This is a genomic window from Campylobacter gracilis (assembly GCF_001190745.1).
Taxonomy (GTDB): domain Bacteria; phylum Campylobacterota; class Campylobacteria; order Campylobacterales; family Campylobacteraceae; genus Campylobacter_B; species Campylobacter_B gracilis.
Map to the genome: position 1 here is coordinate 1337109 of NZ_CP012196.1, position 25023 is coordinate 1362131.

The 25023-nt window shown below is 45.1% G+C and carries 23 protein-coding genes, 1 other RNA gene and 1 pseudogene; 6 read left to right on the forward strand and 19 right to left on the reverse strand.

Features of this window, described 5'->3' with window-relative positions; all coding sequences use genetic code 11:
• Positions 1 to 207 precede the first annotated feature (207 nt).
• From CGRAC_RS06625 to CGRAC_RS06650, 6 genes and pseudogenes are all read right to left on the reverse strand, one after another.
• A pseudogene (locus tag CGRAC_RS06625) lies at positions 208 to 558 on the reverse strand (ABC transporter permease subunit); the annotation flags it as partial.
• Positions 559 to 677: 119 nt separating this feature from the next.
• Positions 678 to 1190: a pyridoxamine 5'-phosphate oxidase family protein gene (locus CGRAC_RS06630; RefSeq protein ID WP_005869047.1), complete on the reverse strand. Its 513-nt coding sequence runs from the start codon at positions 1188 to 1190 to the stop codon at positions 678 to 680.
• Complete coding sequence (gene ftsZ / locus CGRAC_RS06635) at positions 1191 to 2351, reverse strand: cell division protein FtsZ (RefSeq protein ID WP_040303139.1); 1161 nt, start codon at positions 2349 to 2351, stop codon at positions 1191 to 1193.
• A gap of 22 nt (positions 2352 to 2373) precedes the next feature.
• Positions 2374 to 3741: a cell division protein FtsA gene (gene ftsA / locus CGRAC_RS06640; RefSeq protein ID WP_005869051.1), complete on the reverse strand. Its 1368-nt coding sequence runs from the start codon at positions 3739 to 3741 to the stop codon at positions 2374 to 2376.
• Positions 3734 to 5191, reverse strand: a complete 1458-nt coding sequence (locus CGRAC_RS06645) for a peptidylprolyl isomerase (RefSeq protein ID WP_005869052.1) — start codon at positions 5189 to 5191, stop codon at positions 3734 to 3736. Before CGRAC_RS06645 ends, ftsA begins: the two co-directional genes overlap by 8 nt.
• A gap of 132 nt (positions 5192 to 5323) precedes the next feature.
• Positions 5324 to 5884, reverse strand: a complete 561-nt coding sequence (locus CGRAC_RS06650) for a class II aldolase and adducin N-terminal domain-containing protein (protein WP_005869054.1) — start codon at positions 5882 to 5884, stop codon at positions 5324 to 5326.
• A 64-nt stretch (positions 5885 to 5948) separates the two neighbouring features.
• On the opposite strand from CGRAC_RS06650, the gene rsmH reads away from it, so the two are divergent.
• From rsmH to CGRAC_RS06665, 3 genes are all read left to right on the forward strand, one after another.
• Positions 5949 to 6884 (forward strand): 16S rRNA (cytosine(1402)-N(4))-methyltransferase RsmH, encoded by a 936-nt coding sequence (gene rsmH, locus CGRAC_RS06655; RefSeq protein WP_005869057.1) that lies wholly within the window; start codon positions 5949 to 5951, stop codon positions 6882 to 6884.
• Positions 6885 to 7626: 742 nt separating this feature from the next.
• Positions 7627 to 8436: a hypothetical protein gene (locus CGRAC_RS12850; protein ID WP_005869060.1), complete on the forward strand. Its 810-nt coding sequence runs from the start codon at positions 7627 to 7629 to the stop codon at positions 8434 to 8436.
• Positions 8426 to 9496, forward strand: coding sequence for a DNA recombination protein RmuC (locus tag CGRAC_RS06665; protein ID WP_005869061.1), 1071 nt, complete (start codon positions 8426 to 8428; stop codon positions 9494 to 9496). Before CGRAC_RS12850 ends, CGRAC_RS06665 begins: the two co-directional genes overlap by 11 nt.
• 1081 nt (positions 9497 to 10577) lie before the next feature.
• On the opposite strand, the gene CGRAC_RS06670 is transcribed toward CGRAC_RS06665, so the two are convergent.
• The gene (locus CGRAC_RS06670; RefSeq protein WP_005869064.1) at positions 10578 to 10850 is read right to left on the reverse strand and encodes a hypothetical protein; all 273 of its coding nucleotides are present in this window, start codon (positions 10848 to 10850) and stop codon (positions 10578 to 10580) included.
• Between the two features lie 37 nt (positions 10851 to 10887).
• Positions 10888 to 11204, reverse strand: an RNA gene (rnpB, locus tag CGRAC_RS11270) — RNase P RNA component class A.
• A 339-nt stretch (positions 11205 to 11543) separates the two neighbouring features.
• On the opposite strand from rnpB, the gene CGRAC_RS06675 reads away from it, so the two are divergent.
• Positions 11544 to 11909, forward strand: a complete 366-nt coding sequence (locus CGRAC_RS06675; RefSeq protein ID WP_005869065.1) for a hypothetical protein — start codon at positions 11544 to 11546, stop codon at positions 11907 to 11909.
• Positions 11910 to 12237: 328 nt separating this feature from the next.
• Here CGRAC_RS06675 and truD read toward each other — a convergent pair whose 3' ends face one another.
• A complete protein-coding gene (gene truD / locus CGRAC_RS06680; RefSeq protein WP_040303190.1) occupies positions 12238 to 13350 on the reverse strand; it encodes a tRNA pseudouridine(13) synthase TruD in 1113 nt (370 codons plus the stop codon).
• Positions 13351 to 13456: 106 nt separating this feature from the next.
• Between truD and CGRAC_RS06685 the strand changes: the two genes are divergently transcribed.
• Positions 13457 to 14494, forward strand: a complete 1038-nt coding sequence (locus tag CGRAC_RS06685; protein WP_005869068.1) for a hypothetical protein — start codon at positions 13457 to 13459, stop codon at positions 14492 to 14494.
• 96 nt (positions 14495 to 14590) lie between these two features.
• Here CGRAC_RS06685 and CGRAC_RS06690 read toward each other — a convergent pair whose 3' ends face one another.
• The 10 genes from CGRAC_RS06690 to CGRAC_RS06735 all read right to left on the reverse strand — a co-directional run bounded on the left by CGRAC_RS06690 (position 14591) and on the right by CGRAC_RS06735 (position 21756).
• A complete protein-coding gene (locus tag CGRAC_RS06690) occupies positions 14591 to 14845 on the reverse strand; it encodes a hypothetical protein (RefSeq protein ID WP_005869070.1) in 255 nt (84 codons plus the stop codon).
• A gap of 101 nt (positions 14846 to 14946) precedes the next feature.
• Positions 14947 to 15429 (reverse strand): hypothetical protein, encoded by a 483-nt coding sequence (locus CGRAC_RS06695; RefSeq protein ID WP_005869072.1) that lies wholly within the window; start codon positions 15427 to 15429, stop codon positions 14947 to 14949.
• A 15-nt stretch (positions 15430 to 15444) separates the two neighbouring features.
• Positions 15445 to 15921, reverse strand: coding sequence for a hypothetical protein (locus CGRAC_RS06700; protein WP_005869074.1), 477 nt, complete (start codon positions 15919 to 15921; stop codon positions 15445 to 15447).
• Positions 15922 to 15936: 15 nt separating this feature from the next.
• Positions 15937 to 16413 carry a hypothetical protein gene (locus CGRAC_RS06705; RefSeq protein WP_005869076.1) on the reverse strand — a complete coding sequence of 159 codons (477 nt, stop codon included), beginning with the start codon at positions 16411 to 16413 and terminating at the stop codon, positions 15937 to 15939.
• A gap of 441 nt (positions 16414 to 16854) precedes the next feature.
• Complete coding sequence (locus CGRAC_RS06710; protein WP_005869078.1) at positions 16855 to 17541, reverse strand: lysophospholipid acyltransferase family protein; 687 nt, start codon at positions 17539 to 17541, stop codon at positions 16855 to 16857.
• Complete coding sequence (locus CGRAC_RS06715) at positions 17522 to 18814, reverse strand: SH3 domain-containing protein (RefSeq protein ID WP_005869079.1); 1293 nt, start codon at positions 18812 to 18814, stop codon at positions 17522 to 17524. The genes CGRAC_RS06710 and CGRAC_RS06715 overlap by 20 nt, the downstream gene beginning before the upstream one ends.
• The gene (purQ, locus tag CGRAC_RS06720) at positions 18808 to 19473 is read right to left on the reverse strand and encodes a phosphoribosylformylglycinamidine synthase I (protein ID WP_005869080.1); all 666 of its coding nucleotides are present in this window, start codon (positions 19471 to 19473) and stop codon (positions 18808 to 18810) included. Before purQ ends, CGRAC_RS06715 begins: the two co-directional genes overlap by 7 nt.
• A complete protein-coding gene (purS, locus tag CGRAC_RS06725; protein WP_005869081.1) occupies positions 19470 to 19706 on the reverse strand; it encodes a phosphoribosylformylglycinamidine synthase subunit PurS in 237 nt (78 codons plus the stop codon). Before purS ends, purQ begins: the two co-directional genes overlap by 4 nt.
• Positions 19707 to 19709: 3 nt before the next feature.
• Positions 19710 to 20429, reverse strand: a complete 720-nt coding sequence (gene purC, locus CGRAC_RS06730; protein ID WP_005869082.1) for a phosphoribosylaminoimidazolesuccinocarboxamide synthase — start codon at positions 20427 to 20429, stop codon at positions 19710 to 19712.
• 10 nt (positions 20430 to 20439) lie between these two features.
• A complete protein-coding gene (locus CGRAC_RS06735) occupies positions 20440 to 21756 on the reverse strand; it encodes a S41 family peptidase (RefSeq protein ID WP_005869084.1) in 1317 nt (438 codons plus the stop codon).
• Between the two features lie 188 nt (positions 21757 to 21944).
• Here CGRAC_RS06735 and CGRAC_RS06740 point away from each other — a divergent pair, with 188 nt between their 5' ends.
• Positions 21945 to 24554 carry an ATP-dependent Clp protease ATP-binding subunit gene (locus CGRAC_RS06740; protein ID WP_005869085.1) on the forward strand — a complete coding sequence of 870 codons (2610 nt, stop codon included), beginning with the start codon at positions 21945 to 21947 and terminating at the stop codon, positions 24552 to 24554.
• Positions 24555 to 25023: the final 469 nt, after the last annotated feature.

Below are 25023 nucleotides of genomic sequence, written 5' to 3' on the forward strand. Positions count from 1 at the left end.
ATTTTGCGATACGAAATTTCAAATTTAAAATTTACGGCAAAAGTGCAATCAAATGAGTGAAAGCGGAGCCTTGCGAATGAATGCCGAATCTCGCTAGTAAGAGTAGAGTCTCAAGCAAAGATGAAATTTCAAAGCAAGAGCAGAATTTCACGACAAAAATCGAAGCGGGCAAAATTTAATCACAAAATTCCGCCGCCCATATGCTCCCTACTTTTTCGTAATTTTATAAAGCAAATTTCCGATACTTTGGATTATCTGCACGAGCACGATCAGGATCACGACGGTGTATGCCATTATATCGGGGCGGAAGCGCTGAAAGCCATAGCGGATCGCCACGTCGCCGAGCCCGCCGCCGCCGACCGTGCCAGCCATCGCCGTAAATCCGATGATGACGATGAGCGTCAGAGTAATCGCACCGATAATACTAGGTAGCGCCTCGACGAACATTACGCGAAAGATTATCTGCGTCTTGCTCGCACCGAAGCTCTTCGCCGCCTCGATCACGCCGCCATCAACCTCCAGCAGCGCACTTTCGATGAGCCGCGCGATAAAGGGCGCCAAATTTTTACGCTTTAAAATTTTGCGATACGAAATTCCAGATTAAAATTTGCCTAACATTCAAACTTAAAATTTTAAGAAATCAAGCAATTTAAAATTTAGATTTCTCAAATTTAATTCTATAAAATTTTAGCCTTTGCGGTTATGGATTTTATTTTGAGTTCGTAAATTTTTGTGCGCTTTAATGATGCTCTGGAGGCGAACTCCACGCGCGACATATAGTTTGGGGTGTATTTTTCGCAAAGTATCCGCAGGGCGTAAATTTTACGCTCGTCATCTAACACTTCGTTTGCTTCACAAACGGCGATCGCACTACGGTACTCCGTCGTATAAACTCTAGAGCCTAAAGCGGCAGCGTCGTTTGCGATAGATCGGTATTCTTCGTCGCTTGGGGTAGGAACGCGGTTGTAGCTAACAAAAACAGCCGTTACCGCGCGTCCGTTTTGAAAGAGTTTCGCCTTTGTACCGGCAGGCGCGCCGTGGATATAAATAATGTCTGCATCGCGCACGGGCGAGATAGGCACGCTAAAAATTTCGCCGCTCTCGTCTATGCAGCTAAGCGTAGCATATTCGCTCTCGTCGATGATTTTTAACGCCTCATCTTCGCTTAGCTGCCTATCTCGTCTGCGCATTTAGTCCATCTGGTTGCGTAAGAATGCGGGCTCATCGAGCTCGTCGTAGGTTTCGTCTCCGTTAAAATCGCCGCTACTTACCTTTTGTCTAGAAAAGATAGAATTTCGACCCATGCTCTCTAAAAGTGCCTTCCTGCGATCCGCTACGTTATCGCTGGCGACCTGCTTTTTTTCTTCGATGCTCCTTTCAAAGCCAGTGGCGATGAGAGTAACCTCGACGCGGTTATTTTCCATCTTAGGATCGGTGGTAGTGCCCCAGGTAACGTCGGCATCCTTATCCACGGTATCTTCGATGATATTCATCGCAGATTCGATCTCAAGCAAGGAGCAATCAGGCGACATCTTGAAATGCACCAACACGCCCATAGCGCCGTGGATGGAGGTATTGTCCAAAAGCGGGGATTGGATCGCACTTTTTAGTGCTTCTTCTGCCGCGCCATCACCTTCGCTAACGCCGATACCCATAAGCGCCAAACCGCGGTGCGTCATTACTTTTTTGACGTCGGCATAATCGACGTTGATATCGCTATCGCCCGATTCTAAGATCACGGAGATCATACCGTTTACGGCTTGGAATAGGACATTATCTACAATCTTAAAGGCATCTTTTAGGCCGGTTTTTTTATCGATGATCTTTAATAAATTTTGATTTGGGATAACGATTATGGAATCGCACTCTTTTTTAAGCTCTTCAAGACCCTCTTGTGCTAATCTCATGCGCTTTTTACCCTCAAAACCGAAAGGGGTGGTAACGACGCCGATAGTTAGCGCTTTTTTCTCTTTCGCAGCTTTAGCGACTATAGGCGCAGCGCCAGTGCCGGTACCGCCGCCCAGACCGGAGCCCACAAAAACGATGTCGGAGTAGTCCAAGCGATCCTTAAGATCGTCGTAGTTCTCCTCCGCAGCCATTTTAGCAAGCGCTGGATCCATACCGCAGCCAAGTCCTTTGGTGGTGTTTTCGCCTAGTAAAATTCTAGTATTTGCAATAGACTTTTCTAACGCCTGTGCGTCGGTGTTAGCCACCATAAGCTCAACGTCGGTTTTGGTAAATCCTTCGCGGATCATATGATTTATCATGTTGCATCCGCCGCCGCCGACGCCGATAACCTTCATCTTGGCACCGTAGATGCCCTTTCTTTCTTCCATACTATATCCTTTCACGAGTATCTCCTTAGCTTAAATTTTAAAACCAATTTTTCATAGACGACCAAATTTTATTGAAAAAATTCTGTCCGTCTTTTTTGGGAAGTTGGATATTTAGATCCTCCTTCTTGGCCACACCGCTATCCGCTCTGACGCCCTCTTTTTCTATCGCCTTGCTGACCTCTTTTTCATAATATTCGTTCACATTTCGTTTCGGAGCCTTGTTTATAACTTCGTCTTTGTAGCGGAGTTTGCCGTTAGAGTCCATCTCGTAAGGGGTAAATTCGCCAAAGCCATACATGCAAAGTCCCAATGCGCAAGAATTTGAAATATCGTCGGCGATCTCGTGCAGGCCGCCCACGCTCTTTGCTCTTGCAACCCTAACGGAAGTGTTATCAAAAACTATCGCCGCTAAATCGCGCACATCGTCCAGCTTCGCCATGCCGCCCGTGATGACGATACCCGCTCCTATGCGGTCTTTATAGCCGCTTCTTTCGATCTTATCGGCTATCATATCAAAGGTCTCTTTAACGCGAGCGAGGATGACCTGAGAGATGATCTCAAGGCTTATTATGTGGTTTTCTGATTCGCTATCTCCTAAAGCAGGCAATTCAACTTCGCTATTGCCTTGATTAATTAGATCGTTATAGGTAATTTTAATGTTTTCCGCATACGGAAGCGGCGTATGTAGGGCGCGCGATAGATCGTTAGTAACGTTATTAGAGCCAAACATCACAACATCGTTATAACGCAAGGAATTCCCCAGGTGGATGACTATATCGCATGTGGCGCCTCCCATATCGATCAGTACGACACCTAGCTCTTTTTCATCCTTGCTAAGCGTAGATATAGAAGATGCGTAGCCTGAAAGGACGATGTTATCGACCTTTACGCCCGCCATCTCAACGGATTTTTTCAAATTTTTAATAGAGCTTTCCGGCGCGATGACGATATGGGTAGATACCTCTAGACGCGTGCCACTCATACCAAGGGGGTCTTCGATGTGCTCCTGCTCATCGACTCTAAAATCATACGGAAGCACATGTAAAATCACACTATCGCTAGGCACATTTGCTTGCGCTTCAGCAACCTGCATGGCGCGCTTGATTTCATCTAGTCCGATCTCATTTTCCATAGTTATGACACCGCGAGATTTAACGCTTTTGGCATATGAGCCAGAGATCGATATAATGGCTTTATCATAGCTTCTGCCAGCGCCTTTTACCGCTGCTTTCACCGCCTGCTTTATTGAGCCCGCGGCTTGTTCTATGTTTGTTATGACGCCCTTTTTGATACCTAAAGTATCGGCTCCGCCAACGCCTAAGACCGTAAAAATGCCGTCATTTTTAGCGATTATCGCGCGAATTTTAGTCGAGCCTATATCTAGACCTAAAATATACTCACTCACTGTCTTTACCTTTAAAATATCTTTCGGTTTTATAGCGCTTTTCTAGCATTTTGGTTAGATCGTCTTGGAGATTGGAATTTAATAACGCGGTTATCCTATCGGCTACGATCGCTTTTTCTTTATCTATCTCTTCGCTGTTGCCTAGGCTCTGCTGTGAAATTTTATACACTACGGCTTTGTTATCAAACATCACTATCCCTTCTTTTGCAGGCTTATTAAACATATCGATAAGAAATTTATAAAATTCGTCATCACTTAGCTTGGTATTATTTTTACTATTAAGAGATAGCATCCCGAAATCTTCGCCTTTGAAATTTTTAAGCGCATCTTGAGCTCTTTTTTCAAGTAGCTCTTTACGTTTTTTCGTTTCAAATTCTTTAGAAGCCAAAGACTTAGCCTCTTCAAAGCTCATCTGCCTAGGCTGCTCTACGCCGTTAAGTTTAGCAATCAAATATCCGCCTTTGTACTCGAAAGGCTTAATGACATCTCCTGGCTTTGCAACCTCAATCTCAGATATTGGAAAATTGCTAGCCGTAGCAACTATAGTTTCATTAGTATCGAGCTTGCCTTTTTTAATCTCCAGATAATCCTTTGTAGCGTCTTTTTTAACCTGATCCATTCGGTAATCTTTTAAGACATCGGGCTTGGCTTCTGCAAAATCCAATAATTTATCATCTAAGCTTCTATATTCGCCTCTGTGCTCTTTGTAAAATTTACTTAATTCGGTCTCATTCACATCGGCTTTACTAGGCGCCACAAAATATGCTCCGAGAGTATATTTTTTCTCAGTCATAAAGTGCGATTTCTCGCCTTCCCAAAATTTCTTTAGCTCGTCGTCGCTAAAAGTGACATTAGCATCGGCGTAGATTATCTCTGCAGAAACCTTATCCTGCATCAGCTGCGATGCCGCGAACGCTTCTACTATCTTAGGGCTAGGTGTTATTTTTAGTGCTTTGCCGAGCTTTTCTAAAGTTAGGACCTTTTGTAGATTGCGCTCAAATTCCTTTTTAGTAAGTCCTGAATTCCTTACGACATTATCGTAAAGTTCCTTACTAAACGCGCCGTTTTCTTGGAAATTCGGCGAGCTCACTACAAACTCCGCGACATCTTTATCACTAGCCTGAATGCCTAAATCTTTAGCAAAATTTAGAAAATACGCTTCGCCGATTAGCTGATCTACTGCGATCTGATCTAGATGCATATTTTTAGCTTGTTCTTGAGTAAATTGCCCATCGCTCATAGCACTCAGCCTGTTGTATAGTTCGGAGTATTTTGTGTTTAGTTCTTGATTTGTTATGGAGATCTGCCCTACTCTAGCGATTGAGCCTGCGCGGTTAGCGTTCATATCATATGCGCCCCAGCCGACGAAGCCTGCGCCCACGAAAGCTATCGTGCTTATCCAGATCGTCGGTATAAGCGACTTCTTATGCTTTTGCATCCATTCTATCATCTAAATCCTTAAATAGCTAACTAAAGAAATTTTTTGTTAGTAATTATACAGATAAAACCTTATGTAAGGCTGAAAAATAGGCATTTTTAGCGAATTATAACGCGTTAGTAAATGATTTGGTATACATTAATCTTAGCTTAGCAAAAGCAGCTTTGAACTCATTTCTAAAATCGCTATTTTTTTCGCCATTTGCTGCGCGCTCCTTGCATGAGCAAAAACCCCATAGCCGCGAATCACCATTATATCGCTATTTTCATTTATCATATAGTTACAAATTTCGTACGGCGCACGCTCGTGCCAGTCGTCGTAGCTCTTAGGATCGTAAATTTCAATGCGCTTAAATTTGCTCGCCCCAAAGTAATCTCGCGGCAAAATAAAATCATGCTCCAGCGTATATGCGACGAGATATGGCGGTGTCGCGTAGGTTACGAATTTCGCCTCTTTTATATTTTTGTAGATATTTATATGTATGTCACTATCGATGCTAGCATCCTGCCAGCGGTAGTCTTTTTTTGAAAACAGCGTTATAAAATCATCCCTATCCAGGCTATCGAAAATCGCGTCTTTTTTGTTGATCAAGAACTGATTTTCTTTAATTTTTGCTGAAATCGAGCCGTGAAAGATCCCAAAAAGCCTATCTCTAAACATCGAAAGCGAAATTTTTCGTAAAATTTCATAATAATACTCGTCCATCTCTCGCCTTTGTAAAAAATTTCGCTATTATATAGGATTAGAAATTTCAAAAGGATAAATTTAAGTGCAAGCTCCACATATTCCGGTGCTTTTTTCGCAAACGATCGCCGCATTTTCGCAGCTTGAAGACGGCTATGTTATCGACTGCACGCTAGGCTACGGAGGGCATAGCGAGGGCATTTTAACCGCTAATCCGCACCTTAAACTCATCGCCTGCGACAGAGATGCCGAAGCGATAGAATTTTCGCGCGAGCGGCTTAGTAAATTTAAAGATCGCATAGAAATCCACAAAGCAAAATTTAGCGAAATTTTAAAAATTCTGCCCGAGCAAAAACTCCGCGCAGTTCGCGGGATCTTGGCTGACATCGGCGTTTCGTCTCTTCAGCTGGATAAAAACTGCCGCGGCTTCTCCACTAAAAGCGACGCGCTGGATATGCGAATGGACGAGAGCGCAGCGCTAGATGCGGCGTATGTCGTAAACCGCTACTCACAAGCGGATCTGGCGCGCATTTTCCGCGAATACGGCGAGCTAACAAACGCTAACGCAATCGCTGCTAAAATAGCTACTGCGCGAACTAACGCACCACTAACAAGCGCTAAAGCTTTGGCAAATTTAATCGGAACGAAGCCCGTTAAAGGGCGCAGCATCAGCACGGCTACGCTAGCATTTCAGGCGATCCGCATCGAGGTAAACGACGAACTTGGCGAGCTAAAACGCCTGCTCACGCTCATTGAGCAAAAATCGCGCGATTCAATTCTAACTAATGCAACTGTCGCTATAATCTCGTTTCATTCGCTTGAAGACCGCATAGTAAAGGAGCAATTTAAGGCGTGGGAACGTGATTGCGTCTGCCCTAGCGAGTTTATGCGCTGCGAATGCGGCGGAGATCACTCTTTAGGGAAAATTTTGACAAAAAGCCCGCTAACGGCGGATGCGCAGGAACTCGCGCAAAACTCGCGAGCAGCGAGCGCAAAGCTAAGAATTTTTCGACTGAAATAACCGCCTTTGCTTGCTATGAATTTTAAATTTTGACGAAATTTTGTAAAATTTACAGATTTGCAGGCATTAAATTTTAAAATTTTACGGAATTTTGAAATTCAGCTTTCAAAGATTCGCTTTAGAATTTATGATATTTTTCAGTGCTATTTTGAGTACCTAATAGCTAAATTATAAAATTTAGCGAAAAATTTAACGTTGAATTTTACGCTATATTTAACGTATAATTTTATGAGATTTAACTGCTGCATGTTTTTATGGACTAGGCGGTAGCATAGGCACAGAGTCGAAGGCTCAGTAAAATTCTAACGGTTTTTCAGACGATTTGACAAAAATTTTATAAATAGTCAATCTCGGTAAGGTGAGCTCGATTTTTACCTGTCAAAATGAATTTCCCAAGCAGGCGGTGCAAAAAGCGAGCTAAATTAACGCGATGCTTCTTTTGAAGCTTCTGCTGCTATACAATATCGTGCAAAGAGCCAGATAAATAAACGCAATAGCCCGCTAAAGTAAAATTTTGATTTTGCTGACCGAGATAGAATTTCGTGAGTTAAGATAAAATTCCATTTACCGAGGTAAAATTGCAAAGAAAAATTTTGCTCGTAGCTTTGCTTTTAAATTTTACCTTAACGGCCCATTGCTAGGTACACGCTAGCTGTGAGCTTCGAGCAGAATTTATCTTGACGCAGGCGCTTTGGCAGCAAGTAAAAATAGAATCGTGGTTTTAAATTTATGGAGATTTTAGATGAATAAATATGAATATTTTGCCGACGACGATGACGGGCACGACTTCGCAGGGACATCTGATCTAGCGGGCATAGAGCTTGCGAAAAGACGAGCTATGGAGGATCTGACGGATGAGGAGCTAGAGGATAAGCTTGCCGCGGATCTTTCCGTAAAACGAAACTACGCGAGTTCAGCGGGCGGTTACGACGATTTTACCGGCTTGGAATTCGAAAGTTCAGGCTTCACAAGCGCCTCAAACTATCTAAATTCCGAAAGCGGCGGAACAAAATTTAATAAAAGCAGCAAAGTAAAATTCAAAGGACGCGGCGACGCAAATATTTCAGCCACTCGCGGCAGCGATAATTCCAGCGGAGCGAGCTACGGCGATTTTGCAGATGCCAATTTTGTCGGCAAGGCGGATTACGCGGCGTTTGCAGATGCGAACTTTGCAAGCACGCAAAATCAAAATTACGCGGATCTGGGCGCGCATGATTATGCAAGCCTTGCTGCAGGGCGCGGTTACGGCAGTTTTGCGGGCGCGCAGGACGAGCTACTACGCAACTACGACGCCGAGAAAAAAAAGGAGAAAAATCTCACGCTTTATCAGCTTTTAGTCGTTTATCTGCTGATCGGATTTGCGTTTTTGCTGACTGTGCCGGCGATTTACATCCGCAACGAAATTTATTACATCAGCCGCGACATCGCTGCGCTTCGCACCAAGCACGAGGTTCTGCTTGAGGAAAATCGCGCGCTTAACAACGACATCGAATATCTGCGCTATAAAAATGAAATTTTAGATCCGCAAAGCGTGCAAGAAAATGGGCGCTGATGGGATTTTGCTCGCGGCGTTTGCGTTTTTTGCTGCGCTAGTACTTGCCTTGCTGATCGCGCTCGTGCTACAAAACCGCCGCATAAGTGATGCAAACTCCGCGCTTAGCGAGCTTTTAAGCGAAAGGCTCACGGCTCAAAGTGCGAGAGCAAGTGCCGAGCTTTTTAAGCTAAATCAAAGCCTAAACGACGGCTTTAACGATAAGCTCTATTATCTTAATAGATCCCTGGGCGAAGGCTTGCAGCGCCAAAATAGCGCGCTTAGCGAGAATTTAAGCTCGCTGGATCGCGGCTTTAAGGACATAGCGGAAAATCTAGCGCGAATGAGCGAGCAAAATAAAACTTCACTGCAGGTGCGCGACGAAATCGCAAGGCTAAACTCGATTTTAGGTAATGTCAAACTACGCGGCAACTTCGGCGAGTACCGACTAGAGAGAATTTTATCGATGATCTATGGGCAAAACGCCGCGTTTTACGAGCTGCAAAAGCACCTACCAAACGGCAGAATCGCAGATTGCGCGCTGCATATCGCAAAAGAAAAAATTCTTTGCATCGACTCAAAATTTCCACTTCAAAGCTATGAAAAGATAATCGCCACCTCCGCCTCAAACGACGCCGCAGCGCTTGCTAGTGCGGATAAGCAACTCGCCGCTGATATGAAAAAGCACGCCGCAGATATCGCGGAAAAATACATCATACCGCCTCTTAGCACGGAGTTTGCGGTGCTATTCGTGCCGAGTGAGGCGGTTTTTGTATATGTCTGCGAGAGGCTGCCGCAGGTGCTTGAATACTGCGCGCAAATCGGCATTTTTGCGGCATCGCCCACGACGCTGCTGGCGCTTTTAGGCACGATCCGCACCTTCATAAAAGACGAGGTGCTCGCGCAAAATATCAAATCGGTAAAAGATGAAATTTACGCGCTAAAATCGGACTTTGATGCGCATGCTAAGTATGCGACGGCGCTTCAAACATACGCAGATAAGCTCGCCGCGCAAGCAGAGCTTTTAAACAAAAATGCAAAATCTCTAAAAGCCCGCTTTGAGCGTTTTAGCGAACTATGAGGCGGGCAAACCGTAGCGCATAATGCGGTACCTAGAGCTCATTGGCGCACTATAATGCAGCAGCATTTTAAGCGGCTAAATTATCGATAAAGGCCTTAAACTCTGCCTATCATAAAGCTTTAGCTTTTGCATTGCAGGCTTGCACGGCTTTCTAAAATTATCGCCGGGCGGCTCATTTTGTGAATTCGGCGTTTATTTGGAGTAAAATTTTAAAAACGGACGCGAATCTCAAAACATACGCCGTATTTAAAAAAAAATGGAAAGATTAGACGCGCAATCTTACGCGGCGGCAAGATAAAATTTTAAGTTCGACGCGGCGCCAAAACACACAAAATTTTCTTGCGAAATCGTAAAATTCTAAAATTTCTCGACAAAAATCAAAGCCATAGTACTGCAGCAAATCCGCCAAATACTTTCGCGCTAAAAACCCAAAATCCCGCTGCTATAGTTTCAAAAAACCGCACATCTTAAAATTCTGCGAGTAAACTGAAATTACCAAGCGCCTAAAAGCCGCATGCGCAAGCAAAAAAAAATCACACTGCGCCTTAAAGCTACCCTAACTATCTCGTTTTATCGCTCTTATACACCGCGAAAACCGCGCAGCAGGCCAAAACCGAGTAACAGGATTTTTGAGACCTGATTTTACGATCGATCCAAGCGCCCAGATGGCGATCAAATCCACGTGACGGAATTTTGAGGCTGCAAGGCTTTAGCAGACGCATAAATGGGCACAACAGCCAACTCCACTTGACGGAATTTTGGTGCGACTTTGGAAGTTCGCGCCGATTCGACTAATAAATTGCGCGCTCCTTAGCCAATGCGGCACGAGTATGTGGTGTCGTAATACGATTTTACTACAACCTTGGCGCGCCAAGCTAAATGCGAGCATGAATAGGCATCGTGCCCATGCTTCACACCGCGACTTTATATCGCTAGATCCAAGCGTAAGAAATAAATTTTAGACGCTTTTTGCTTCGCGTAAAATTCTCTCAATAGTTTTTAGAGATTTTATAAAATTTTAAGTGCTTTGCGCCGCTGCCCGCAGCCATGCTTATACCAAATCACGCTCAATCTGCGCAATTTATTTATCGGTCGCACAATTTTTATTGTAGTAGGCGATGGTGCGCTCGTACTCGTCGTAAGCCTGTATATAATCGTTCGCAACGCTTGGGTTTGCGTATCGATCCTCGACCGCCAAGAGCTCCGCCTCAAGCTCTTTGTAGCGCTCATAAACCTCTGCACAAGCGCGATCGTGAGCGTCGCCCTGCAAGATTATAGATTTATCGGAGCCCGCGCAGCCTCCGAGCCCTAAAACGACGGCGCAAAGCGCGCTGCATAAAATTAAGCTTTTCAAAATTTTTTCCTTATTCCAAGTAAATAAATCTGGCGTAAAAATAGGTGTGGTTATAAGCCGAGTTCCGTTACAGCGGTCATTTATCTAGACCGATTTTTGCAAATCGGTTCGAGCGAACGGTTCGAATATAAGACGAAACCACCCGTTCTTGCTGCAGGTTGGGTTTGCATTGCCGCCCGTGTCTCCACGCGCGCGGTGGGCTCTTACCCCACCCTTTCACCCTTACCGCTTGCGCGGCGGTTTGCTTTCTGTTGTACTTTCCCTAGGGTTGCCCCCGGCGTCCGTTAGACGCAACCTTGTCTTATCGCAGCTCGGACTTTCCTCTCCTTGCGGAGCGACCGCACGCCACACCCGAGCGCAATTATAGCTTTTTTGGCTTAAATTTCAGGACTCGCGGAATTTAAGGGGTGGAATTTTTGGCGTGAGCAAGTATAAACTCCAGCATGCACCATTGCCGCCGGAGGATGACGACGATAAAGAAGCTAATAAATTAAATCACATCTTTAACAAAAAAAGAGCATAAATTAGATGATTTTTTAAATAAATTTGAAAACAATCAACAACAAGCTTATAATGCTATAATTAAAGAATTTGAAAAAGATATGGCAAATGGTAAGTTGCCAAATAATTTTACTAATGGCTATAAAGTTAATATTAAGGGCTATGAAATTACTGTACGTGGAGTTATAAAAAATGGAAAACCAAAAATCGGAACGATGTTTATCCCTCGATAATTTTACAGATATTGCAAATATCGAAGCTGAAATTATTAAGCTAATAAGTGATGATTTAGGCGATTATGCGCTTTATGAGCAGTTTGAAAATTCAGAAATTACAAAAAGAGAGGTTTCGACAGCCGGATATTATTGCCATTTCGAGTGTAAAAAAATATTAGAAAAAAGCAAAAACAACGGCTTTGTCGGCAATGTAAATTTAACGCTTTCTGATGAAAACATTGGAGGAGCAATGGTTCTTTTGGAAAATGGAATTTTAAAAATGTTAGAATGCTACTTTTGGGAAGAGAATAATTTTTTTGAAAATATTGTAAACGGGCAATAGTAGATAAAAGACTTAAGCGATTTTAAGCTTAATAATATTTTGTTGATTGTCGACGAAAATGAATTTGGGCAACTATAAAAAGGTGAAATTTAGCAAATTTTACCTACGGCCGAGCAGAATAAAATTTTAAATTCTATGGCTTAGACAAAACGGCGCGCTTACTGCGATAAAATTTTACGAAATTTCATAAAATTTTATCTGCCGCATAAATTAAATCCACGTAGTCGGTTTTAATATTTCACAAAATTCCGCGCTGTGCAGTGCGGCGCAGTTTAACATGGAGCGTGACATGGCGTAGCATGAGCCCTACTTCGCGGCGCGATGCGGCTCAATCCTCGTCCGTCGCGGCGCCTTCGAATATATCTCGGTGCAAAATTTCCTCCAAAACGACCGTCGCGTAAGAGCCTTTCGGCAGGTAAAAACTGAAGCTAAAATGCGCATTTTGCGCATCGTAGGCATGCTGTACGCGCTCCATAAAGCTCCATGCAAACCTGCGCGAGCCGTTCATCTGCGCCTCAAACTCGCGCGAGGGCGTGAAAATTTCATCTTCAAATCTGCCGCCAAGCCCGCTAGCTCGCAGCTTCGCTCGCCCCACGATAAGGCCAGCGCTCGTGATTTCTCGCCTCGCGAAGCGCTCGCACTCCGCGCCAAGATCGTCACAGCTAAAAAACGCGCCGTGCGGGAAGTGTCCTAAAATCTCGCCTCTTAAAAGCTTAAAAAACTGCGGCTGAGCCGCGATCTCGCGCGCCTCCTCCTTGCTTAGTCCGTAAATTTTAGCAAACTCGCCAAGGCTAAATTCCGCCGCAAATTTTGAAATTTCGACCCGCTTGCTAAGCCAGCGGTTAAAAAGCTCGCTCTGATAGGCGCTGATTAGAAAGTCGCGCATTTTGGGATTTTTAAGCCGTCTCTGTCCGCGTAGCACCTCCTCGCCCTGAGCCGCGTTGTCGCCGAACTTACCGAAGCGCTGATAGCCGAAGTAGTTCGCAAAGCCCTCGCGCCCTAGCGTATCTAGCGCGGCTGCGAGCTTGACGGCGTCGGGCGGTAGGACCTTTTTTAGGCGGATGAAAAAGTCGTTACCCTTTAGATGTCCGATTTTAAGCTTGTTTTTGTGCCTTTGCACGCTTAAAATTTTAAGGCTTTCGTGCGAAAATCCGCCCAGCGCAGGCTCAAATTTAGCGGGCATACTAACGTGCTGCGTCGTAAGGCCCTGCTTGTCCTTAAGCCCCGCGTAGCCAAACTCGCGCATCTTAGCGCCCGTGCGTTCGCTTAAAATCCGCAGCGCCTCGTGCGTGCCGATGCCCTTTTTTTGCAGCAGCAAAATGCAGTGCTCGCCCTCATTGCTAGGCTCGTAAAGCGGCACTTCGCGCACGACGAAATCGCTTGAGTTTTTACTAAAATGCGCATTTATCGGCGCGTGATTTAGGGTGTATAAATTTTTCATAGCCGGCCTTTGCGTTAATCTAAGGCGCAATTTTATAAAATTGAGCCTAAAAAACTCATTATTAAGGCAAATTCTAGTATCATTCGCCATAAAAAAAGGATGAAAAATGCTTCAAATCAGGCTCTTTCGCTTTGATCCCCGCTGCGACGTAGCAAGCTACTTCAAGCCCTATGTTTATGAAAGCGCGCCCTTTGCCGATCTTGCGGCACTGCTTGACGACATCTGCGCGCACGACCCCTATTTCAGCGCGCAGGGAGTGGAATTTGTAAAAATCGGCGGCACGACGGTGAGCGTAAAAGAGCCGCTGGATACGCTCATAGCGCACTTTGGAAGCGAGCTAATCATCGCGCCTCTTAGCGAAAAAGAGGCAATTAAAGATCTACGCTGCGAGCCGAGGGCGTTTTTGGATAAATTTAAAGCATTTGAAAACATCGCAGATGTCTCTGATTTCGAGTTTTACAAAAGCCTCGCGCCCTATTTTTACTCGACGAAAATCCCCGCATGCTCACGGGAGTTTTTGGGCAACAGCGCCTTTATCTTCGCGCACCGCCTGATGCAGACGCACCCGAGCGAGCGCATGAGGATTTTGGAGATCATCGAGCCGCAGATAGCGTATTTTACGAAGTGCGACGCCGTGGGGATGGAGTTTGACGACCGCGCGGCATACAGGGCGTTTTGCGATATTTTAAAATTTAAGCCTGCGCGCAGCAATAAAATTTTAAGCGCGCAGAGCATGGCGGAATTTGACGCAGCGGGCGCGAAGCACGATTTTAGCGGCTTTAACGTCGCCGTGTGGTACGACGAGGCTGCGGAGGGGCTCGCTATCAGGTTGGGCGCGCAGATCGTGCACTTTGAATGTGAAGGCGCGCCGCTTGGAGCGCAGATATACGAGCGGGAGCGGGAGTGCGCGCTGCGGCTGGGGGGCGAAATTTTATTTGACGCGTTTGACAGCGGAAGCGATTTTTTGCTAGTAAATTCCAAGCTCGCGCTTGATTTTTTAGACGGCAGAAGCGATGAAATCCAAAGGCTTTTCGGCAGAGATCTCGCGGGCTTTTATCTAATCGCGACGGATGAGCTCATCGCTCTAGCTCGCGGCGAGAGGCCCGACTTTTCGGCACGCAAGCTAAAGCCGACGCTGATTTAAGCGGACGGGATTTTAAAATTTCAAAATTTTATCTATTTGTCTATTTGGCTGCTTTTGGAATTTCACTACTTTAGCCGCCTTACTGTCCATAATTTTTTAAAAAATTATCCGCAAAATCGTACTTACGATAAGCCCGAAAATGCCTAAATATACACTAAGCCCCAAGCAAAATTCAAAGGCTATGTAAAGCCAAATAATTTTACGATCTAGAGGCTTTTGGTATCTCTCATCATTTAAAAGTTTCATATCTCTTTTCATAGCGGCAAATTTAAAAAACTCATCTACTTTTGAGTCTTTCCAAAAATCAAATGACGGAGTAGCTATGAAAGCCCATATCGGTGCAAAAAACATAATAAACGACACCGTTTGAATTGTTTTTAAAATTTCATCAATCTTTCTCTCCTATTTTCAAAACAAAATTCCGACCGAAATTCTAATACACGCAAGCATTCTTAATCGTGCAGAAAAGTTACGACTTCATGCTCTTTTGGTAAATTTTCTCTACCGTCAATACCGCGATTGCCATATTCTTTTAAAGCCTCATTCAAGACGCCATAAAGTTCATCTAACGAAATTCCGTCAATACTAGAATTTATATTTTCTAGCTTATATTTGATAAAAAACGGATTATCTGCGAGCATTTTACTGGTAGTTTCGTCATAGACCCGTCTAATATCAAGCTCGATTTCTCTACCTTTATAATAAAGCAGCCAAATCTCCTCTCCAGTATATCCGTCTCTTGGATCAGGCAGATGCGGGCTACAAACAAAAATAAGCCAAATATCTCTTTGCCTGTCGATGACCCAGTCCAACCACTTTATTTCATTAGGCCCCTGTGGATCATAATGATATTTTGCCAAGCGCTGATCTACACGATTTATAATATCATATTTCTTAATATCCTCTTTAGAAATATACTCCGCTACAAACGCCACTTTATCTCCTTTTCTTTAAATTTTTGATACGAAAGTTACTTGAATATTTTCTTTTGAGATAATAGATCCTCCATCGCCATATTCATTTAAAATTTCTTTTAAAATATCCACAATCTCTTGCTTTGGTATATCCCCGATATCGCTTCTTATAGATTCCAGTTCATATATTAGTATAAACGGATTATCCGTATCTTTTTTACCTGTATATTCATTATGTATATTCCTCAGATCGATTTCTATATCTTTACCCTTGTAGTGCAAGATCCATATATCTTCGCCGCTATAGTTCATATCTCTAGGATCTCCGATAGTGATACTGCGTACTACAAAAAGCCAAATGCCCCTATCTCGATCTATGCACCAATCTCTCGAATTTAAATCTACCAAATCAAGCTCACCCTGATAATACTTATTGCATATCTCATTGCACGGTTTTAGCAAATCGTATTTCTCGACATCCTCTTTTGAAATACGCTCTGTAACAAACGCCACTTTATCCCCTTTTCTTTAAACTTTAGATACGAAAGTTACTTGAATATTTTCTTTTGGGATAATAGATCCTCCATCACCATATTCATTTAAAATTTCTTTTAAAATATCCACAATCTCGTGTTTCGGTATATCCCCAATATCGCTTCTTATAGATTCTAGTTCATATATTATTCTAAATGGATTATCTGTAACTTTTTTACCAGTATTTTCGTTGTTTATATCTCTTAAATCGATCTCTATATCTTTACCTCTATAATGCAAAAGCCATATATATTCACCGCTAAATTCCATATCTCTAGGATCTCCAATAGTGATCACGCGCACAGGAAAAAGCCAAATGCCTCTTTCTCTATCTATGCACCAGTCTCTTGAATTTAAGTTTGCCCAATCAAGCTCGCCCTGATAATATTTTTCGCATATCTCATTGCTCGGTTTTAGCAAATCGTATTTCTCGATATCCTCTTTTGAAATACGTTCTGTAACAAACGCCATTCTCTCCTCCTTAAGAATTTAAAATTTTAAGACCGCTTGCGGGTTGCCGCCGTCTTTTGCTCTTGCGACAAATCGTTTAGCCATTTGCGCAAATGGCTAAATATACGCCAAATTCCATCTTGCCGCACCGCGCAAATTTTAAAATTTCGCTTTTATACAGGCGCTGTTTTCTTGCGGGTCTCTCGCCGATAGCTCGCCGCCTGTAGTTTAGATGAAATTTTAAAATTCCACTACTTGAGCGCATAGATAAAATTTTAAAATTTCATCGTCCGCGCGCACGAACGAAATTTTAAAATTCCACGCTGCCTAACACGAGCGGATAAAATTTTATAAAATTTTGCCGCCGCAAATCAAAGCGCAAATAAACGCGCTAGCGCACAGAAATCGCGCGAACTAACAAAAGTCGCGTTTGAATTTGATCAATAAATTTATAAATTTCGACTATGCTTCGGCGGTTTCGTTTTCGTCGATTACTGCTTGCATCGCCTCTCTGGCGTGCTGCAGCCAATCTTTATCGCTCGTATCGAGCAGGTCTAGGTAGATGATTTTGACGTGTCCGCTGTGGACGGTGAAATCGTGAGAGTTTGCGATGTGCTGCGTGCCGATGAGTACCACTGGCTGGACGCGCAGACCGAGCTTACTAACGATCGCTTTAGCGCCGCTTTGGAATTGCAAAAGCTGCGTGCCGCGATGTCTGGTACCCTCTGGAAACATCGTGATGACGCGCCTTTCGCTCACGCGCTGCTGCACTTCGTGCACGATCCGCACCAGATCGCGTGGATTTGAGCGATCGACTTGGATCATCTTCGGAAGAGTGATGATTTTGCCGATAATAGGGATGTCTGCGATCTCCTTTTTAGCGATCCAGCAGATATCGGCGGGGTGGGTTTCTTCGAGCACGACGATATCCATTATGCTTTGGTGGTTGGCGATTACTAGCTGCGCGCGCGGATCGGGGGTACCTATGATCTGTATATCGTATCCAATACCGTAGCGCTGGAAGCGCCCCCAAATGCGGCGAAAGCGGCGATGAGAGGAGTTTTTCACCGCCATGGCGATCACGACGCAAACGACGGTAAAAATAAACCAAATCGCGTAAAATAGCGCTCTAATCCTTGCTAAGCTCATCTTTTTTAACCCAGCCGATCTTGTTGCCGCCCAGCATGATTTTATAAAATTCCTTATTCGTACCCAAAATTTCAACCTTTTCGGGATTTTTAGTCACGTAAAACACGGTGGAGCTTTGCATAGGCAAAATTCTAACCGGGGAATTTTGCGCGATACTGCCCGTGCCGTAAGGCCTTTGCGCGTAGAAATTTACCGCCAAAATCAGCACCGCAAAGATGAGCGGCGTGATATTTTTACTAAGTAGAAACATCACCAAAAGCACGGCAGCTAGTGTGTAGATCGCGATCTGCTTGTAGGCTTCGAACTTGCTCTCTTTCGGATTTAGACCGATCTGCGTGCTAAGATCCTCAGCGCGCGGATTAAGCTCAAGACCGAAATTTTCAAATTTTTTAGTATTAAGATTGAAATAGCTGAAGTCTAAATTTGTGATATTTTTATCCACGACGGCAAAATAATATCCGCTCTGGCTCGCGTATGTGCCGCGTACTGAGTCCACCCCCTGCTTGATAATGGCTGGATTATCGATACTAAAAGCGCTGATTGCGCCGTTTCGGATACCAAGATCGAGCGTGAGTAAATTTGAAGCGTCGTCAAATTTGGTAGTTTTGTAGTTTTTAAGTTTTAGCTCGTCGGCTACGATATGCGAAAAATTAGGCTTCGTATCAAGCTTTATAAATTCCGGATTATCAGGTTTGATGGAGCTTTTTTCAAAGAATTCTCCGTTACGCTGCAGCGTCAAAACGAGCTCATTTATCTTATCGCTCTTATCACTTGCCGCAAACCACAGCGTCGTCTCAAACATCTCGTCGCCCTCAATCCACGTAAGATTGTCAGCATTAAGCCACTTCATACCATTGGTGCGGCTGATCTCTAGCTTTGGCTTAACGGTGATTTTCTGCCCTAAATACACGGCGAAATCAATCTTAAAAATTTGATTGCAATACACCTTCCTAGGCATCCCGCTAGCTTTTAGCGTAAGCTCTTTGGGCTTAATGTCCTGATAGACCTTATCGTCGGATACGTCCAGATCGACTTCGTTAGTAGGCGCCAAAGCTTTGAGATCGTCGATGCTTAGATTATCCATCGACATAACCTCTTTTTTATTGTATTTCAGCATAACCTTGGAATTATCGCGCGTCTGCGGCTCGTCCGGCTTATCCTCAGCTTTTTTCGGTGCATATTTACTTAGATCGTCAAGCGAATCGATCTCAATCTCTGGCGCAGCAAACGCGAGCGTGCAGACACCTAAAATAGTAAGAATTCTTTTTAGCAAATTAAGCCTTTTAGCATTTTCTCTCCGTCCGTGCCGCCCAAAATAGGCTCTATCGCGCGCTCAGGATGCGGCATCAGTCCGAAAATCTTTTTGTTTTTATCGCAAATCCCCGCGATTGCGTCCACTGAGCCGTTCGGATTTAGATCCGCGCCGTTTGCATCGCAGTATTTCAAAAGCACGCAGTCCTCGTCGTATAGCGACTTTAGCGTATCCGCAGGCGCATAATAGTTACCCTCGCCATGCGCGATCGGGATATTTAGAATTTCGCCCTTATCGCAACAGTGCAGAAATTTATTATCGTTTGAAACGACGCGCAAATTATGAAATTTTGAGATAAAGCTTAAATTTATATTTTTATTCATCGCGCCTGCGAGCAAGCCTAGCTCCAAAAGCATCTGAAAGCCGTTGCAGATGCCTAGGATATAGCCGCCGCGCGCAGCATGAGCGAGAACCGCCTTCATCACCGGGCTAAATTTGGCAATAGCCGCCGTCCGCAGATAATCTCCGTGGCTAAAGCCGCCGGGAAGCACGATCAGATCGGCGTTTATTTTGTCTTCCTTGTGCCAGATTATCTGCGTTTCGCAACCAAGCTTATCAAAGGCGTATTTGGTGTCGCGCTCGCAGTTGGTGCCTGGGAAATTGACGATCGCTACCTTCATATCACGATCTCGTAGTCTTCGATGACGGTGTTTGCCAAAATTTCATCGCACATTCTAGCGACATCGGCATAAATTTTATCCCTATCCTCGCCATCTAGCTCAAGGACGATCTGTTTGGCTACGCGCACATCTCGCACGCCGCTAAATCCAAGCGAAGCGAGGGCATGCAAAACCGCCTTGCCCTGCGGATCTAGCACGCCCTGCTTAAGTCTTACATTTACGATTACCTTCATCGCTTATCCCAAAATTCTACGCAAGACCTCTTCGTAGGCCACTTTTACGCTACCGAGATCCTGCCTGAATACGTCCTTGTCGAGCTTTTTGTCAGTTTGTTTGTCCCAAAAGCGGCAGCTATCGGGGCTGATCTCGTCTGCAAGCAGGATATTTCCGTCCTTATCCCTGCCAAGCTCGATTTTGAAATCCACGAGCTTTAAATTTCGCTCGTCGAAAAATTTAATCAAAATTCCATTGATCTTGCGCGCGATCTTTTTGAGCTCGTCAAGCTCGCTTTGGCTCTTTACGGCGCCAAGCAGCAAGCAATGCTCGTCGTTTAGGATCGGATCGCCCAGCTCATCATCTTTATAGCAAAACTCCACCAGCGTAAACGGAAGCTTCGTGCCCTCTTTGATGCCCAGACGCTTTGTAAGCGAGCCGGTAGCGATATTACGAGCGATGATCTCAAGAGGGAAAATCTTACATTTTTTTACGAGCTGCTCGGTCGGACTGATCGTCTCAACAAGCGCGGTGGCGATGCCGTGCTTTTTAAGAAGATCAAAAATCAGCGTCGAAATTTTACAATTCAGCGCACCTTTGCCGCTCTCTTCGGCTTTTTTGACGCCGTTAAACGCCGTAAGCGAATCTTTAAATTCCGAGATCAAAAGGTCGTCACTTTCGTTAATCGACCACATCTTTTTGCCCTTGCCTTCGTAGATAAGCTCTTTTTTGGTAGCTTGCATCACACTCTCCTTACTTGATGTTTAGAATTTTTATCGCGTCTATTGCGGTTTTTAACTGGATATCGTTATTAATCTGCTCTGCAGTGATGAAATTTTTATCATCCTTTTTCTGAGCATCTTTTTTCTTGGTCTCGACCTTGGCTAACTCGCCTTGCAAATGCTTTTTGAGATCGGCTTCTTTTAGCGAGAATTCATCCTCGTCGCGGCTCGGCACCTTGCCCGGCGCCACTATGAGATCAGGCGTCACGCCCACCGCTTGGATGGTGCGACCGCTTGAGAGATAGTAACGCGCGATGGTTAGTCGCAAGGCTTCTTTATCCTCGATCGGTAGGATCACCTGCACGCTTCCCTTACCAAAAGTTTTTTCACCAACCAGCACGGCGCGCTTTAGATCCTGAAGCGAGCCGCTTACGATCTCGCTCGCGCTTGCGCTGCCGCCGTTTACTAACACCACAAGCGGTAGATCGGTGATCTTCTTTTTAGGATCGGCGTTATGCGCTTCGGTTTCGTTTTTCGCACGCCCTTTTTGAGAGACGATAAGACCTTTGCTTACGAATAAATTTACAAGCCCGATCGCTTGATCCAAAAGCCCGCCCGGGTTGTTTCGCAGATCCAAAATAATACCCTTGGCGTCTTTATGCTCTTTTATAAATTTGCTCGCGTCAGGAACCACGTGCTGATCGAAATTAGTAACGCGCAGATATAAAATTTTATCATCCTCGATCATCTTGGCATAGACCGATTCTACTTTGATTATGTCGCGGATAATCTCGACGTCAAAAGGCTTGCTAACTCCCTTGCGCACGATCGTTAGAGTGATTTTGGTTTTTGGCTTGCCGCGCATTTTTGAGACCGCATCGTCGATCGTGATGCCGAAGGTCGCATTGCCGTCGATACGCAAGATCACGTCGTTAGCCTGAATGCCCTTTTTATCCGCCGGCGTACCCTCGATAGGCGAGATGACGGTCAGAGCGCCGTCTTTCATACCCACCTGAATTCCAAGCCCGCCAAACTCGCCTTCGGTCTGGACTTTCGTATCATTAAACGCCTTTTCGTCCATGTAGCTTGAGTGCGCGTCGAGGTTATTCATAAGCCCCGAGATCGTCTTATCCACAAGCTCGGAAAAAGTCATCTCATCGACATAATTGTTTTCGACGATCGCAAGCGTTTTGGTAAGCTTAGCTAGCGCCTCCAGACGCGTTTTTTCGCTGTCTGGCTTTTTGGTCGCATTGACCTCTCTGGCTTGTAAATTTCCGGTAAAAAAACTAACGCCTAAAAATAGAGAAAATATGAATCCCAAGCCGAAGAAGAGGTGTTTTTGTCGCAAAGTTTATCCTTGAAAGTAAAATGGAGTGAATTTTATAGAAAATTGGCTAAAAATAAGGTAAATTTCATACGAAATTTGCGCGTTTACGGATAAATTTAAGCCGAAAATTTTAAAATCTCACTAAAAAACCTTGACATAAAGACACTAAAGTTATATAATGCTACCAACTTCAACTTTAGGAGAAATTTATGAACGAAACTATTGAAATTTTAACCGATAAAATGCGCTCTTTGCTTGAAAGCAGCGTTTCTTTGGCGATCCATTCCAAAAATAGCGAAGTGGGCGTATTGCACATGCTTTGGGCTTTGGTAGCCGACAGCGGCTCGGTGCTAAATCAAATTTTTAATAAATTTAGTATCGAAAAGACTGCAGTCGAGCTTGAGATCAAAAGCGAAATTTCAAATTTGCCTACGAGCTCAAACGTCACGAAGGAAAACGTTCGAATCTCGCGCGAGCTGATGAACTCGCTAGAGCTCGCAAAAGGGCTGATGACGAGCTCGGGCGATAAATTTATCGCCGTAGATACCTGGCTGATCGCAAATTTAAACGTAGATCCTCTAAAGAAAATTCTATCTAAATTTGCAGATCTTAGCGAGATCAAAAAGGAGCTAGAAGCGCTTCGCGGCGGTAAAAGCATCGATTCGCAAACCGCCGACGAGACGCTTGAGGCGCTTAGTAAATTCGGCGTCGATCTCACCGCCAAGGCGATCGCGGGCGAGCTCGATCCGGTCATCGGCCGCGATGAGGTGATCTCGCGAATGATGCAAATTTTAATCCGCAAGACGAAAAACAACCCTATCCTACTGGGCGAGCCGGGCGTAGGAAAAACCGCGGTCGTCGAGGGTCTTGCGCAGCTGATCGCCAAAAAAGAGGTCCCGCTTAGCCTGCAAAACAAACGCGTCATCGCGCTTGATATGAGCGCGCTGATCGCGGGCGCGAAGTACCGCGGCGAGTTTGAAGATAGGCTCAAAGCCGTCATAAACGAGGTCGTAAAAGCCGCGAACGTCGTGCTTTTCATCGATGAAATTCACACCATCGTAGGCGCGGGCGCAAGCGAAGGCTCTATGGACGCCGCAAATATCCTAAAGCCCGCTCTCGCGCGCGGCGAGCTGCACGCTATCGGTGCTACGACGCTGAAAGAATATCGAAAGTATTTTGAAAAAGACGCCGCGCTTCAGCGCCGCTTCCAGCCCGTAACGGTCGCAGAACCTAGCGTGAGCGAGGCTACGGCGATCCTGCGCGGCATAAAAGAGCGGCTAGAGGTGCATCACAACGTCACCATCACCGATAGCGCGCTTGTGGCGGCTGCAAGGCTAAGCGACCGCTACATCAGCGATAGATTTCTGCCTGATAAGGCGATCGATCTGATTGACGAAGCGGCGGCGGAGCTTAAAATGCAGATCGAAAGCGAGCCCAACGAGCTTGCCAAGGCTAAGCGCGACATCCTCACGCTTCAGGTCGAAAAGGAAGCCCTTAAGATGGAGGATGACGGCAAAAACGACGAGCGGCTTGCGCAGATCGACAAAGAAATCGAAAATTTAACCGAGCAGAAAAACGCGCTTCAGGCTAAATTTGAAAACGAAAAGTCCGTATTCGGCGGCATCAGCGAGGCAAAAAAAGCGATCGATAGCCTTAAAAACGAAGCTAGCCTAGCAAGACGCAACGGCGATCTTAGCAAGGCTGCCGAGATCGAATACGGCAAGATCCCCGCCGCGCAAGCAAAGGTCAAGGAGCTTGAGGCGAAGTGGGACGCGATGAAAGAAAACGGCGTGCTTTTGCGAAACCGCGTGGACGAGGAGAGCGTGGCTGAAATTTTAAGCAAATGGACGGGCATCTCGGTAAGTAAAATGCTCTCCTCCGAAAAGGAGAAATTCCTCCACATCGAGGAGCATCTAAAAGAAAGCGTCGTGGGGCAGGATGAGGCGCTGCACGCCATCGCTCGCGCCGTCAAGCGCAACAAAGCGGGGCTCGTGAATGAAAATCGCCCGATCGGAAGCTTTTTATTTTTAGGCCCCACCGGCGTCGGCAAGACCGAGAGCGCAAAGAGCTTAGCGAGGTTTTTATTCGACGACGAGCGAGCGATGATCCGCTTTGATATGAGCGAATATATGGAAAAACACAGCGTCTCGCGCCTACTCGGCGCGCCTCCTGGATACGTGGGCTATGATGAGGGCGGACAGCTTACCGAAGCTGTGCGCAGAAAGCCCTACTCGGTGCTGCTTTTTGATGAGATCGAAAAGGCGCACAAGGACGTTTTTAACATCCTGCTTGGAATTTTAGACGACGGACGCGCGACCGATAACAAGGGCGTTACGGTCGATTTCAAAAACACGATCATCATCCTAACTAGCAATATCGGCTCGGCTAAGATTATGGAGCTTGACGCCAAAAATGTGGACAAGCCGCGCGAGGTCGCACTTGCCGAGCGCGAGGAGGCGGTAAAGAGCGAGCTGAAGAATTATTTCAAGCCCGAATTTATCAATCGCCTGGACGACATCGTGATCTTCAACGCCCTAAACGAGGACGATCTCATCAAAATCGTGGGCATTATGTTTAAGAGTCTGCAAAAAACACTCGCAAACCGCGGCATTAACGCGAGCCTAAGCGAAAATGCCAAAAAGCTCATCGCCTCGGCGGGCTTTGATATCGAATATGGCGCAAGGCCGCTACGCAGGGCACTTTACGATCTAGTGGAGGATAAGATCGCCGATATGATCCTAAGCGACGATATCAAAACCGGCGATCGGATCGAAATCGGCGCGCGTGACGGCGAAATAGAGATAAAGAGGGCAAAGTAAAATTTAGCGGAATTTATCCTGCGGGGTAAATTCTGCGCTTCTGCTAAGTAAATTTGGCGAGATAAATCTAATACTTTATTAATATAAATTGGGCGGGTAATCTATCCGTTGGGAATTGAAACAGCCTGATAATAACAATACTAAGCCTAATAAACCCGAGTAGAATTCCATCCCGTTGGGAATTGAAACTTTCTTCGAAAGGAATTTCTCCGCCGGTGCCCCAGGTAGAATCCCATCCCGTTGGGAATTGAAACTCATCGAGCAGCAGCTCTTTCGTATCCCACTTTTGGTAGAATTCCATCCCGTTGGGAATTAAAACTTCTGCCACTGCATTTATAGCGTCCCGTAGAAATGTGGAATAATTCTGTCCTTTGGAAATTGAAACGCCTAAATGGGCTTATTGCACGATTCGCGTAGGAGGTAGAATTTATCTTGTTGAAATCAAAACGGATTTACGCGATACGCCTTT